The following is a 12,840-nucleotide window of genomic DNA, read 5'->3' as shown; positions in this document are numbered from 1 at the left end:
GCGGCGCCGCCGGGGGCGGCCCCGGGCGCGGCCCGCGGGTCAGTGCGCGTCCAGCGTCACCGTGAACGAGAACCGGTCGCCGCGGTAGTGGATCAGGGCGACGTCCAGCACCCGCCCGGACTCGTCGTAGGTGATCCCGGTGTAGTGCAGGATCGGGCTGAGCAGCGGCACGTGCAGCAGACGGGCGGTCTCGGGGTCGGCCAGCCGGGCCTCGACGGTGTCGGTGATCCGCCCGATCCGGATGCCCACCGCGTCCCGCAGCACCTTCGTCATCGGCCACCGCTCCAGGTCCGCCAGGTCGATCCGGGCGGCCACGTCGGGGCGTACGTAGTTGCGCGCGTGGTTGGTGGGCTCGTCCGTCGCCTCGTCGCTGCGCAGTCGCCGAAAACCGGCCACCTCCGACAGGTCCGGAAAGTATTCGGCCAGTTCGGCGGGGACCGCGACCGGTCCGTGCTCCAGCAGCACGGTCCGCATCCCGGACTGCTGGGCCACGATCGCGTCCACGGACCCGAGCAGCCGCACCGGCGCACCGCGCCGCGCATGCGGCTCGATGAAGGTGCCCCGGCGCCGGTGCCGGCTGATCAGCCCCTCCTCCTCCAGCTCCTTGAGCGCCTGGCGCATCGTCAGCACGCTGACGCCGTAGTGCGCGGCGAGCGCGTCCTCGGTGGGCAGCCGGAGCGGTGCCTCCGGGGAGCGGCCCAGTATGGAGGCGCGCAGGGACTGCGAGACCTGGTACCACAGCGGCAGCTTGCGGTTCAGGGCGAGCGAGTCGGGAGCGAAGGTGGTCAAGGGCGTTCCCCGGTCTGCGGTGCTGGTCCCGGTGCTACGGGCGGAAGTGGCGCTGGAGACCCTGCCATACGTCGTCGTAGCCGCGCTGACGGTGTCCGGCGTCCCGGGCCTGCTCGGTGAGGGTCAGCGGCCAGCGGGTCTCGAACATGAAGGCCAGCCCGTCGTCGATCTTCTGCGGGGCCAGTTCGGCGGCGCTGGCCCGCTCGAAGGTCTCCCGGTCCGGCCCGTGCGCGGACATCATGTTGTGCAGCGAGCCGCCGCCCGGCACGAAGCCGGCCGCCTTCGCGTCGTAGGCGCCCTCGATGAGGCCCATGTACTCGGTCATCACATTGCGGTGGAAGTACGGCGGGCGGAAGGTGTCCTCGCCGACCAGCCAGCGCGGGGCGAACACCACGAAGTCCACCCCGGCCAGCCCCGGGGTGTCCGAGGGCGAGGTCAGCACGGTGAAGATCGACGGGTCCGGGTGGTCGTAGCTGATCGAGCCGATGACGTTGAAGCGGCGCAGGTCGTAGACGTAGGGCACGTGGTTGCCGTGCCAGGCGACCACGTCCAGCGGCGAGTGGTCGTAGGTCGCGGTCCACAGGTGGCCGCAGAACTTGTTGACCACCTCGACCGGTCCCTCGACGTCCTCGTAGGCGGCGGTCGGGGCGAGGAAGTCCCGTGCGTTGGCCAGGCCGTTGGCGCCGATCGGGCCGAGGTGGGGGAGTTCGAAGGGGCGGCCGTAGTTCTCGCAGACATAGCCGCGAGCCGTCGGGCCCGTTCCGTCGGGCGCGGCGTCCAGCAGCTCGACCCGGAAGCGGACGCCGCGCGGGATCAGTGCCACATGGCCCGGTTCGACCCGCAGCAGGCCGAACTCGGTGCGCAGCAGCAGCCCGCCGCGCTCCGGCACGATCAGCAGCTCGCCGTCCGCGTTGCCGAACACCCGGCGTTCCATGGAGGCGTTGACGTGGTAGAGGTGCACCGCCATGCCGGTGCGCTGGGTGGCGTCGCCGTTGCCGCCCAGCGTCCACAGGCCGTCGATGAAGTCCGTGGGGTCGGCGGGCGCGGGGAGCGGGTCCCAGCGCAGCCGGTTGGGGTCGGGCAGGCACTCGGTGAACGGCGCGGAGCGGATCTCGCCGCGGTTGGCGCGGATGAACGGCGGGTGCGCGGCCGACGGCCGGATGCGGTAGAGCCAGGACCGGCGGTTGTGGCTCCGGGGTTCGGTGAACGCGGAACCGCTGAGCTGCTCGGCGTACAGCCCGAGGGGGGCCCGCTGGGGGGAGTTGCGGCCCACCGGCAGGGCGCCGGGGACCGCCTCCGAGCTGTGCTCGTTGCCGAACCCGGAGGAGTAGGCGAGGCCCTCGGCCGCCTTCCTGGCCCGCTCGTTGTCCGTACCTGTCATCGCACGCTCCCGCCGCTCACGGATCAAGACGTTCACGGAATCCCAGGCACCACGGGGTCCGAGGAGGACCTCGGGGAATCCTATGTAAGACCTTAGGATTGGGGCGGGGGTCCGTCAACGGCGGCGCTCCCTCCCTGGTCGGGCGAGGTCGGGTACGCGGGGGGTGATCCCGGCCGCGGTGGCCGGATCGCCCCGCTCGCCCCTCCCCGGTGCGCGTGGCGGGCAAGATGACCACGTGCAGCCTTCGACGCCCCCGCCCGTCCCGCCGTCCACCCCCGCTCCGCAGCCCGCTCCCGCCGCCCTGCCCGACCTGCCCGCACCGCCCCTGCTCCGCCGTGCGCCCGTCCAGCGGCGCAGCGCCCAGCGCCTGGCCCGGATCCTCGACGCCTGCGCCGAGCTGCTGGACGAGACCGGCTACGAGGACCTGAGCACCCGCGCGGTGGCCGGCCGCGCCGGGGTCCCGATCGGCTCCGTCTACCGCTTCTTCCCCAACAAGCGCGCCATGGCCGAGGCGCTCGCCCGGCGCAACCTCGACGCCTACGCGGACCGGATCAGCGCCCGGCTGACCGCTCCGCAGCAGCCGCCGGGCTGGCGCGCCGCGATGGACGTGGTGATCGACGAGTACCTGGCCATGAAGCGGACGGTGTCGGGTTTCGCCCTGGTGGAGTTCACCGTCCCCGCTCCGCGCGAGTCCCGGCAGGCCAACTACGAGGTCGCCGACCGGCTGCTGCGGCTGCTCGCCGGGCGGCTCGGCCTGGATCCCGCCGACGCCCGGCTGCGCACCGTCTTCCTGGTCGGCGTGGAGACCGCCGACGCGCTGCTCCAGCTCGCCTTCCGCATCGACCCGGCGGGCGATCCGGCGATCGTCACGGAGGCCAAGGAGCTGCTGCGGGCCTATCTGGCGCGCTATCTGGACGGGCCGGACGGCGGCCCGGGCAAGGGCGCGGCAGGGGCGGCCGGCGCCGGCGGCGGGGCCGGGTGAGGGCGGTGCGTCCGCGCCGCGGAGGGCCCGGGCGGGCGGGGGTGCCGCTGGCGGACACGAAACTACCGGCGCTAGTTTGGAGGGTGTCCCCCTAGGAAGCACCCGAGGGTGCCCCTAGGGTGCCGATCATCACCAGCCGGCCCGGGAGGAACGCAACGTGAAGCACCACGAGGCGATGTACATCGACGGACGCTGGCGGCCCGCCGCGGGCAGCGGCACGATCGAGGTCGTCAACCCGGCCGACGAGCAGGTCATCGCCACCGTCCCGGCCGGCTCCGCGGAGGACGTGGACGCCGCGGTGCGGGCCGCCCGCGCCGCCCTGCCCGGCTGGGCCGCCACCCCGCCCGCCGCCCGCGCCGAGCGGCTGGCCGCGCTGCGCGACCAACTCGCCGCCCGCGCCGAGGAGATCGCGCAGACCGTCACCGCGGAACTCGGTGCGCCGCTCGCCTTCAGCCGGACCGTGCACGCCGGGGCGCCGGTCGCGGTCTGCGGCTCGTACGCCGAGATCGCCCGCGAGTACGCCTTCGAGGAGACGCTCGGCAACTCCACCGTGCTGCACGAGCCGGTCGGCGTGGTGGGCGCGATCACCCCGTGGAACTACCCGCTGCACCAGATCGTCGCCAAGGTGGCCCCGGCGCTGGCGGCCGGTTGCACGGTCGTCCTCAAGCCCGCCGAGGACACCCCGCTGGTGGCCCAGCTGTTCGCCGAGTGCGTCGAGGCGGTCGGGATACCCGCCGGCGTCGTCAACCTCGTCACCGGACGGGGACCGGTCGCCGGCCGGGCGCTGGCCGAGCACGACGGTATCGACATGGTCTCCTTCACCGGCTCGACCGCGGTGGGCCGGACCATCGGCGCGCTCGCCGGCGGCGCGGTCAAGCGGGTGGCCCTGGAACTGGGCGGCAAGTCCGCCAACGTCATCCTGCCCGACGCGGACCTCGGCAAGGCGGTGGCGGTCGGCGTCGCCAACGTCATGGCCAACTCCGGCCAGACGTGCAGCGCCTGGACCAGGATGCTGGTGCACAAGGACCAGTACGACGAGGCGGTCGCGCTGGCCGCCGCCGCGACCGCCAAATACGTCCCCGGCGAGCGGCTCGGCCCGCTGGTCAGCGCCCGCCAGCGGGACCGGGTGGTCGGCTACCTCGAACGCGGCGTCGCCGAGGGCGCCCGGCCCGTCGTGGGCGGACCGCGGACGCCCGAGGGGCCCGGCTTCTACGTCCGCCCCACCGTCTTCGCCGACGTCACCCCGGAGATGACCATCGCCCAGGAGGAGATCTTCGGCCCGGTCCTCACCGTGCTGCGCTACGAGGACGAGGACGACGCGGTGCGGATCGCCAACGGCACCGTCTACGGCCTGGCCGGCGCGGTCTGGGCCGGCGACGACGCCCGGGCGGTCGCCTTCGCCCGCCGGCTGGAGACCGGCCAGGTCGACATCAACGGCGGCCGGTTCAACCCGCTCGCCCCGTTCGGCGGGTACAAGCAGTCCGGGATCGGCCGGGAGCTGGGGCCGCACGGCCTGACCGAGTACCTCCAGACCAAGTCCCTCCAGTTCTGACAGCCCGTTCCCGCACCGGGCCGGCACGCCCCGCCGGCCCGTCCCACCCGCCCCGCCGCCGACGCCCCGAGGAGACCCCGTGGTCCGCGCCGCCGTCCTGCCCGCCGTCAATGCCCCGCTCCGGGTGACCGAGATCGAACTGCCGGAGCCCGGCCCCGGCCAGGTCCGGATCAGGCTCGCCGCCGCCGGCGTCTGTCACTCCGACCTGTCGCTGTCCAACGGGACGCTGCGCCAACCCGCCCCCGCCGTGCTCGGGCACGAGGGCGCGGGCACCGTCAGCGCGGTGGGGCCGGACGTGACCGGGGTGGCGGTCGGCGACCGGGTGGTCCTCAACTGGGCGCCGTCCTGCGGCGATTGCCACTTCTGTGGACTGGCCGAGCCCTGGCTGTGCGCCCATGCCGGCCGGGCCGCGGGCGCCCCGTACGCCACCCTCGGCGCCGACGGCAGCGCGCTCTACCCGGGCCTGGGCACCGCCGCGTTCGCCGAGGAGACCGTGGTGCCCGCGCGCGCCGCGCTGCCGCTGCCGGACGGCATCCCGCTGGCCGACGCGGCCCTGCTCGGCTGTGCGGTGCTCACCGGCTGGGGAGCCGTCCACCACAGCGCCCGGGTCCGGGCGGGGGAGTCGGTGCTGGTCGTCGGCGTCGGCGGGGTGGGGCTGGCGACCCTGCAGGCGGCCCGGATCGCCGGGGCGGGCCCGATCGTGGCGGTGGACGTCTCGCCGGCGAAGGAGGAGTTGGCCCGGGCGGCCGGTGCCACCGACTTCCTGGTCGCCGACGGTCCGGCGTTCTTCGAGAAGGAGGGCGCCCAGCGGATCCGGGCGCTCACCGGCGGCGTCGGCGCCGATGTCGCCGTGGAGTGCGTGGGCCGCGCGGAGACCATCCGCGCGGCCTGGTCCGCCACCCGGCGCGGCGGCCGGACGACAGTGGTGGGCATCGGCGGCAAGGACCAGCAGGTCGCCTTCTCCGCCCTGGAGTTGTTCTACTTCGGCCGGACGCTTTCCGGCTGCGTCTACGGCAACAGCGATCCGGCCCGCGACCTGCCGGTGATCGCCGAGCACGTCCGCTCCGGCGCGCTCGACCTCTCCGCGCTGGTCACCGACCGGATCGGGCTGGACGGGATCCCGGCCGCCTTCGAGGCGATGCTCGCCGGGAAGGGCGGCCGGGCGCTGGTGGTGTTCTGAGCGGTCCGATGCGCCGCCGGCCGGTCAGCCCGTGGCCCGGCGCAGCCGCGGGAAGGCCGGCGCGGCGGCCAGGAACACCAGCGAAACCAGCACGAACGGCCAGGTGAAGGCGTGCCCGCCGGACGGCGCGAAGAGCGCGCCGAGCGCCGGGCTGAGCACGGTGGCGGCGATCGCACCGACCATCGCGTACCCCACACTCCAGGCGTCGGTGACCAGGAAGACCCCGCCCAGCGCCATCGCCACCAGCACCGCGTCGTAGCCCATCAGGCCCTGGCGCACCTGGTCGGCGGGGGCGCCGAGCGCCCAGGACGTCAGGATGCCGACGGCGCTGCCGGCGCAGGCCAGGGCGCCCATGCGGCGGTCGGCGAGGAAGATGCCGACGAGGAAGATGAGGCCGACGTACCACTGCGGCATCAGGAAGATCTCGCCGAAGTTGGCGAAGAAGGCGTGCCACAGGTCGGTGAAGCCGAGCGCGGTGGGCCCGGACGCGGCGCCGGGCAGCGCCGACAGGGCGTCGGACAGGTGCCAGACGTGTTGGAAACCCGGCGCGGCGACGGTGAGCGCGGTGGCCGTCAGACAGAACGGCAGGGTGAAGGTGGGCAGCTCCCAGGTGCCCAGGAGCCGCGCGGCGGCGGCCGTGACGACCGTGACCGCCGCGCTGGCGGCGACCGCGACCAGCAGGGTGGACAGGTGGTCGGCGTGCAGGAAGACCGCGCAGGCGACCCCGACCAGGCAGGAGTTGAAGCCCTCCAGTCCGGCCGCGACCCGGCCGCCCTCCACGCCCAGCAGGCGCGCGGTGCCGGTGCCCACGGCGGCGCCCAGCAGCCCGTAGGCGCCGTACCGCCACCCCGCGGCGCACAGCGCGATCGAGAAGACCAGCCCGGTCAGTGCGCTGGGCAGGAGGTCGACCTGTGCCTGGCCGCGCAGCACCTCCACGACGAACCGTCGCCAGCGGGGCATCGACGGACGGGTCGCTGACAGGTCGTGACTCTTGGCAGCCGACGCTCCGTCGGCCGTGCTCGGCTGGCGCATATCCGCCTCCGCAGGACGCACATCGTCCCTGCCCGCCAGGGACTGATGCACTTTACATTCAAATCCTGGGCGGTCGTCCGGGTGCTGCCAGTTCCGGGTGATGCAGCGTCAGGCCGTCCACCAGCGCCAGCAGTCCGGCCTCGAACGCGCCCTCGTCCACCCGGCGTTGGTGCTCGGCCAGCAGGTGCGCCTGGCCGAGGTGCGGGTAGGCGGCCGGGTCGTAGGCGCGCGGGTCGTCCACGAAGCCGCGGGCGAACGAGCCCAGCGCCGAGCCGGCGACGAAGTACCGCACCATGGCGCAGACCTTGGTGGCCAGGGCGGGCGGCCAGCCCGCCTCCACCATGCCGCCGAACGCCGTGTCGGCCATCTTCAGCCCGGCCGGCCGCAGGCCGGGGCCCTGGGCGAGGAACGGCACGATGTGCGGGTGGGCGGCCAGCGCCGCGCGGTAGGAGCGGGCCCAGTCCAGCAGGCCGGCCCGCCAGTCGGCGCCGGACGCCAGGGTCGAGACGTCGACCTGGGCGATGACGGTGTCGGCCACCGCGTCGAGGATCTCGTCCTTGGTCGTGAAGTGGTTGTAGAGGGAGGGGCCGCTCACGCCCAGTTCCGCCGCCAGCCGCCGGGTGGAGAGCGCCGCGAGCCCCTCCGCGTCGATCAGTGCCAGCGCGGTGGTGACGATGCGCTCGCGGCTCAGCAGGGGCTTGCGGGGTCGGGCCATGCCGCACATAGTAGGGGCTGCCCCACGAAAACTAGCACCGCTAATTTTCTCCGTCCGTCGCCCTCCCGTTCCCGTCGACAAGGGGTCCGAGATGAACCTGGAGCTCACGCCCGAGCAGACCGCCGTACGCCGGCTCGCCGCGGACTTCACCGACCGCGAGATCGCCCCGCACGCCACCGCCTGGGACCGCGCCGAGCAGGTCGACCCGGGCATCGTCCGCGCGCTCGGCGACCTGGGATTCCTGGGCCTGACCATCCCCGAGGAGTACGGCGGCTCCGGCGGCGACCACCTCTCCTACGCCCTGGTCACCGAGGAGTTGGGGCGCGGCGACTCCTCGGTCCGCGGCATCGTCTCGGTCTCGCTCGGCCTGGTCGCCAAGACCCTCGCCGCCTGGGGCGACGAGGAGCAGAAGCGGACGTGGCTGCCCCGGCTGACGTCCGGCGAGGCGCTCGGCTGCTTCGGTCTGACCGAGCCCGGCACCGGCTCCGACGCGGCCGCCCTGACCACCCGCGCGGTCCGCGACGGCGCGCGCGGCGACTGGGTCGTCGACGGCGGCAAGATGTTCATCACCAACGGCACCTGGGCCGACGTCGTCCTGCTCTTCGCCCGGACCGGCGGCGCCCCCGGCCACAAGGGCATCAGCGCCTTCCTGATACCGACCGACACCCCCGGCCTGACCCGCCGCCCGATCCACGGCAAGCTCGGGCTGCGCGGCCAGGCCACCGCCGAACTCGTCCTGGAGGGCGTGCGGGTGCCCGCCGGGGCCATGCTGGGCCCCGAGGGCAAGGGCTTCTCGGTCGCCATGTCCGCGCTGGCCAAGGGGCGGATGTCGGTCGCCGCCGGCTGCGTCGGCATCGCCCAGGCCGCGCTGGACGCCGCGCTCGGCTACGCCGGCCAGCGCGAGCAGTTCGGCGCCCCGATCGCCGGGCGCCAGCTCGTCCAGGAGCTGATCAGCGACATCGCGGTGGACGTGGACGCGGCGCGGCTGCTGACCTGGCGGGTGGCCGATCTGATCGACCGCGGCGAGTCCTTCGCCACCGAGGCGTCCAAGGCGAAGCTCTTCGCCTCCGAGGCCGCGGTGCGCGCCGCGAGCAACGCCCTGCAGGTCTTCGGCGGTTACGGCTACATCGACGAGTACCCGGTCGGCAAGCTGCTCCGGGACGCCCGGGTGATGACCCTCTACGAGGGCACCAGCCAGATCCAGAAGCTCCTCATCGGCCGCGCCCTGACCGGCGTCTCCGCCTTCTGACCCGCCCGTCCGCCGTCCGACCGCCGCCCCGCCGGGAGCCCGGCGAGCGGCCCTAAGCGCTTGCTCAGCGACGCGGTATGGTGTTCGATCCGGCAGAGGAAGGCCCCTGACGGATCGAGGAGCGGGGAGAGGCGATGAGTGCGGCCGAGCGGGCGGCGGAGGAGAGCGGCGAGTGGTCCGGGGTGACCCCGGACGCCGCGCGGCGGCTGGTCAGCGCGGCCGTCCAGGCGTTCGCCGAGCGCGGCTACCACGCCACCACCACCCGTGACATCGCCGGCCGCGCCGGGATGAGCCCGGCCGCGCTCTACATCCACTACAAGACCAAGGAAGAGCTGCTCTACCGGATCAGCAGCACCGGCCACGAGAAGGCGCTGCGCATCATGGGCGCCGCCGCCGAGGCCGGGGGCAGCGCCACCGACCGGCTCCGCGACGCGGTGCGCGCCTTCGCCCGCTGGCACGCCGAGCACCACACCACCGCCCGGGTCATCCAGTACGAGCTCCAGGCGCTCGGCCCGGACCACTACGCCGAGATCGCCGGGCTGCGCCGGCGCACCGACCGGCTGCTCCGGCAGATCATCCAGGACGGCGCGGACAGCGGGGAGTTCCGGGTGGACGACGTCCCCGGCACCACCCTGGCCGTGCTGTCGCTGTGCGTGGACGTCGCCCGCTGGTTCTCCGCCGACGGCCCGCGGACGCCCGACGAGGTCGGCGCGCTCTATGCCGACCTCGTCCTGCGGATGGTCGGCGGCTCCGTCTGAGAGCCGCCCACCGACCAGGCCCTGCCCGGTGGGGCAGGGACGGACGGCGACGACCTACAGGTGGAACCGGCTGACCGACTCCGCCACGCACACCGGCTTCTCGCCGCCCTCCCGCTCGACCGTCACCAGCGTGGTGAGCTGCACCCCGCCGGTCACCTCGGCCACCTCCGCGATCCGGGCCCGGGCCCGCAGCCGGGAGCCGACCGGGACGATCGCCGGGAAGCGCACCTTGTTGGTGCCGTAGTTGATGCCCATCTTCACGTTGTCCACCCGCATCAGCTGCGGGACCAGGACCGGCAGCAGCGACAGGGTCAGATACCCGTGCGCGATGGTCGTGCCGAACGGGCCGGCCGCGGCCTTCTCCCGGTCGACGTGGATCCACTGGTGGTCGCCGGTGGCCTCCGCGAACAGGTCGATCCGCTTCTGGTCGACCTCCAACCAGTCGCTGGGGCCCAGCTCCTCGCCGATCGCCGCCCGCAGCTCCTCGACCGACCCGAACACCCGGGGCTCTGCCATCCTCGTCCGCCTCCTCAGCCGATTACTAAGCGCTTGCTCAGCATGCGAGGACGGGCGCCCGCTGTCAACGCCCCGGCCGCAGGCCGCCCCGGAGGTCCCCCGGACAGGCCGTAGGGTGGGCCGCGTGCCCCAGCTTCCGTTCAAGGTCCACGAACTCTCCGTCGGCCAGCTCTCCGCGCGCAGCGGCGCGGCCGTCTCCGCCCTGCACTTCTACGAGTCCAAGGGACTGATCAGCAGCACCCGCACGGCCGGCAACCAGCGCCGCTACACCCGCGAGACGCTGCGCCGGGTCGCCTTCATCCGGGCCGCCCAACGGGTCGGGATCCCGCTCGCGGTGATCCGCGACGCCCTGGCCGAGCTGCCGGACGAGCGCACCCCCAACCGCGAGGACTGGGCGCGGCTCTCGGAGGTCTGGCGCACCGAACTCGACGAGCGGATCGGCCAACTCGTCGAGCTGCGCGACCGGCTGACCGACTGCATCGGCTGCGGCTGCCTCTCGCTGCAGACCTGCGCGCTGTCCAACCCCTACGACAACCTCGGCGAACAGGGCCCCGGCGCCCGCCGGCTGCGAGTGGACCGCCGCACCGTCGACCCGACGCCGACGCCGCACGACGACACCGACGCCCACGCCGGCACCCGCGCCCCGGACGCGCTGAGCTGCGCGCCCGGGGAGGAGTGCTAGGGCCTGTCGTCAAACTCCCGCTGCCCCGGTCGTCGGTTCACCAGACGGGCGGCTTGCGGTGCGCCCACGGGCGGGCCGCCTCCAACTGCGCGGAGAGCGCGATCAAGGTGGCCTCGTCGCCGTAGCGGCCGGCCAGCATCACGCCGATCGGCAGTCCCTCGGCGTTCCAGTGCAGCGGGACGTTGACCGCGGGCTGGCCGGTGGCGTTGTAGAAGGCGGTGAACGGCGTGAAGCGGCCGATCGCGGCGAACTCGGCCTGCGGATCGGCGTCGTCGCGCAGCGCGCCGACCAGGGGCGGCGGCGCGGCCACGGTGGGGGAGAGGATCACGTCGTAGCCGGTGCCCGGCGGCATCAGCTCATCGGCGAGGGTCTGGGCGAGGGTCCGGAAGGCGTACAGCGAGCTGCCGAAGGCGGTGCCGGAGACGTCCCGGCCGCGGGCCCGCAGATAGCGGGTGAGCGGCATCAGCAGCTCCTCGCCGCCCGGCGGGACCGGGCGGTTGGCGGCCATCACCGACCAGACCCGGGTGAAGGCGTGCAGGATCCGGTCGTCGACCGGGAAGCTCAACTCCTCGGGCCGGTGGCCGAGTTCGCCGAGCAGTGTCACGGTCTCGTCGACCGCGGTGCGGCAGTCGGGGTGCACCTCGACGTCCGGGAGCGGCGCCTGGGCCAGCACCGCTATCCGCAGGCTGCCGGGGTCCCGGCGGACCTGGCCGGCGAAGGTCTCCCCGGGCGGCAGGGACGGGGCGGCGTACGGGTCGCCGGGCCGGGTGCCCGCCATCACGTCCAGCAGTGCCGCCGCGTCGGCCACCGTGCGGGCCAGCGGGCCGGAGGTGCTCAGGCCCGTGACGTCGTGCAGCACCGGGCCGCCGCTGACCCGGCCGCGGCTGGGCTTGATGCCGTAGAGCCCGCACGCCGACGCCGGGATGCGGATCGAACCGCCGCCGTCGCTGGCGTGCGCGACCGGCGCCAGTCCGCCGGCCACCGCCGCGGCCGCGCCGCCGCTGGAGCCGCCCGCCGAGCGGGTCGGGTCCCAGGGGGTGCGGGCGGGCGGCGCGAGCGCGTTCTCGGTGTAGCAGGGCAGCCCGAACTCGGGGGTGTTGGTCTTGCCCAGCAGGACGGTGCCGGCCCGGCGCAGCGCGGCGGCGACATGGTCGTCGACGTCCGGGACGTACTCGGCCAGCGCGGCCGACCCCATCGTGCAGCGCACCCCGGCGACCTGGTTGAGGTCCTTCACGGGCACCGGGACGCCGTGCAGCGGCGGCAGCGCGCGGCCCTCGCGGCGGGCCGCGACGGCCTCGCTCTCGGCCTCCGCGGCCTGCTTGCGGGCGAGCTCGGGGGTACGGGTGAGGAAGGCGCCCAGGGTGCCGTCCAGCCGGTCGATCCGCGCGAGGTAGTGCTCGGTGAGCTCGACCGGGGACAGCTCCCCGGACCGGATCTCCTCGGCCTGTTCGAGCGCGGTCAGGTCGTGCAGTTCGGCCATGGACGTCCACACCCTCTCGTCAGGGCCCGTGCGGCCCGGGTGCCGCACGGGTGGGGCGGGCCGGCCCCGGCGCGCGCGACCTCCGGCGATCAGCCCGTCAACAGTGTTTCAGTTTGCGGGTCAACTCTTGGTGTCCTTCCCGGCTTGGGGGCCGAGGACGCCCGTTGCGGTCGTTTGGCCGTCTCGATGGCTTCCTGCTTCAACGCGCTGTGCCGGGACTTTCGTCCCGGTCTTACCTGTGCTCCGCGAGGCGTTTAACCTGCCCTCAAACATTGATCGTGTGCGGCAGAACAAACATCATGCGACTGTGCGGGAAGGGCTGTGGAAGGCCAACCATCAAGGATGGCGATCGATACTGTCGAGAGTGCCGGAATGCCTACAACTGAGAGTGGCGCAAGGCCAACCCGGGCAAGAGGAGTGCCTACCACCGAAAGTGGCGGGATAAGCAGGCTCTCCTGATCAGGTGTCACAAGTGCACCCGCACCGTCTGCGAGTTCTCCACAGATCGCTGCTTGGTCCACTAC

12 protein-coding genes are annotated in these 12,840 nt (G+C 73.8%); 6 read left to right on the top strand and 6 right to left on the bottom strand.

Annotation, left to right across the window (positions count from 1 at the left end; translation table 11 throughout):
* Positions 1–39: 39 nt before the first annotated feature.
* A complete protein-coding gene (locus JNO44_RS12045; protein ID WP_205363781.1) occupies positions 40–789 on the bottom strand; it encodes a GntR family transcriptional regulator in 750 nt (249 codons plus the stop codon).
* 34 nt (positions 790–823) lie between these two features.
* A complete protein-coding gene (hmgA, locus tag JNO44_RS12040; RefSeq protein ID WP_205363779.1) occupies positions 824–2,170 on the bottom strand; it encodes a homogentisate 1,2-dioxygenase in 1,347 nt (448 codons plus the stop codon).
* Positions 2,171–2,480: 310 nt separating this feature from the next.
* Here hmgA and JNO44_RS12035 point away from each other — a divergent pair, with 310 nt between their 5' ends.
* From JNO44_RS12035 to JNO44_RS12025, 3 genes are all read left to right on the top strand, one after another.
* Positions 2,481–3,152 (top strand): TetR/AcrR family transcriptional regulator, encoded by a 672-nt coding sequence (locus tag JNO44_RS12035; protein ID WP_205369696.1) that lies wholly within the window; start codon positions 2,481–2,483, stop codon positions 3,150–3,152.
* A 157-nt stretch (positions 3,153–3,309) separates the two neighbouring features.
* Positions 3,310–4,704, top strand: coding sequence for an aldehyde dehydrogenase family protein (locus JNO44_RS12030; RefSeq protein ID WP_205363777.1), 1,395 nt, complete (start codon positions 3,310–3,312; stop codon positions 4,702–4,704).
* Positions 4,705–4,783: 79 nt separating this feature from the next.
* A complete protein-coding gene (locus tag JNO44_RS12025; RefSeq protein ID WP_205363775.1) occupies positions 4,784–5,884 on the top strand; it encodes a Zn-dependent alcohol dehydrogenase in 1,101 nt (366 codons plus the stop codon).
* Between the two features lie 24 nt (positions 5,885–5,908).
* Here the strand turns inward: JNO44_RS12025 and JNO44_RS12020 are convergent, their stop codons facing one another.
* Positions 5,909–6,844 (bottom strand): urea transporter, encoded by a 936-nt coding sequence (locus JNO44_RS12020; RefSeq protein WP_240167526.1) that lies wholly within the window; start codon positions 6,842–6,844, stop codon positions 5,909–5,911.
* Positions 6,845–6,974: 130 nt separating this feature from the next.
* A complete protein-coding gene (locus tag JNO44_RS12015) occupies positions 6,975–7,631 on the bottom strand; it encodes a TetR/AcrR family transcriptional regulator (protein WP_205363771.1) in 657 nt (218 codons plus the stop codon).
* A 91-nt stretch (positions 7,632–7,722) separates the two neighbouring features.
* On the opposite strand from JNO44_RS12015, the gene JNO44_RS12010 reads away from it, so the two are divergent.
* Both JNO44_RS12010 and JNO44_RS12005 read left to right on the top strand, forming a co-directional pair.
* Positions 7,723–8,880, top strand: coding sequence for an acyl-CoA dehydrogenase family protein (locus JNO44_RS12010; protein WP_205363769.1), 1,158 nt, complete (start codon positions 7,723–7,725; stop codon positions 8,878–8,880).
* 134 nt (positions 8,881–9,014) lie between these two features.
* Complete coding sequence (locus tag JNO44_RS12005) at positions 9,015–9,638, top strand: TetR/AcrR family transcriptional regulator (RefSeq protein WP_039637737.1); 624 nt, start codon at positions 9,015–9,017, stop codon at positions 9,636–9,638.
* A 54-nt stretch (positions 9,639–9,692) separates the two neighbouring features.
* Here JNO44_RS12005 and JNO44_RS12000 read toward each other — a convergent pair whose 3' ends face one another.
* The gene (locus tag JNO44_RS12000; RefSeq protein ID WP_205363763.1) at positions 9,693–10,154 is read right to left on the bottom strand and encodes a MaoC family dehydratase; all 462 of its coding nucleotides are present in this window, start codon (positions 10,152–10,154) and stop codon (positions 9,693–9,695) included.
* A 124-nt stretch (positions 10,155–10,278) separates the two neighbouring features.
* Between JNO44_RS12000 and soxR the strand changes: the two genes are divergently transcribed.
* A complete protein-coding gene (gene soxR, locus JNO44_RS11995) occupies positions 10,279–10,836 on the top strand; it encodes a redox-sensitive transcriptional activator SoxR (RefSeq protein WP_205363762.1) in 558 nt (185 codons plus the stop codon).
* Between the two features lie 37 nt (positions 10,837–10,873).
* Here soxR and JNO44_RS11990 read toward each other — a convergent pair whose 3' ends face one another.
* Positions 10,874–12,316: an amidase gene (locus tag JNO44_RS11990; protein WP_205363761.1), complete on the bottom strand. Its 1,443-nt coding sequence runs from the start codon at positions 12,314–12,316 to the stop codon at positions 10,874–10,876.
* Positions 12,317–12,840: the final 524 nt, after the last annotated feature.

The sequence above is a fragment of the Streptomyces noursei genome (assembly GCF_016917755.1).
Classification (GTDB): Bacteria; Actinomycetota; Actinomycetes; order Streptomycetales; family Streptomycetaceae; genus Streptomyces; species Streptomyces yunnanensis.
This window is presented reverse-complemented; position numbering and strand designations above follow the sequence as displayed.

Coding starts and splice junctions, on each gene's coding strand:
- JNO44_RS11990 (WP_205363761.1), bottom strand. CDS start 12,316: ATGGCCGAACTGCACGACCTGACCGCGCTCGAACAGGCCGAGGAGATC.
- JNO44_RS12015 (WP_205363771.1), bottom strand. CDS start 7,631: ATGGCCCGACCCCGCAAGCCCCTGCTGAGCCGCGAGCGCATCGTCACC.
- JNO44_RS12005 (WP_039637737.1), top strand. CDS start 9,015: ATGAGTGCGGCCGAGCGGGCGGCGGAGGAGAGCGGCGAGTGGTCCGGG.
- JNO44_RS12020 (WP_240167526.1), bottom strand. CDS start 6,844: ATGCCCCGCTGGCGACGGTTCGTCGTGGAGGTGCTGCGCGGCCAGGCA.
- hmgA (WP_205363779.1), bottom strand. CDS start 2,170: ATGACAGGTACGGACAACGAGCGGGCCAGGAAGGCGGCCGAGGGCCTC.
- JNO44_RS12010 (WP_205363769.1), top strand. CDS start 7,723: ATGAACCTGGAGCTCACGCCCGAGCAGACCGCCGTACGCCGGCTCGCC.
- JNO44_RS12000 (WP_205363763.1), bottom strand. CDS start 10,154: ATGGCAGAGCCCCGGGTGTTCGGGTCGGTCGAGGAGCTGCGGGCGGCG.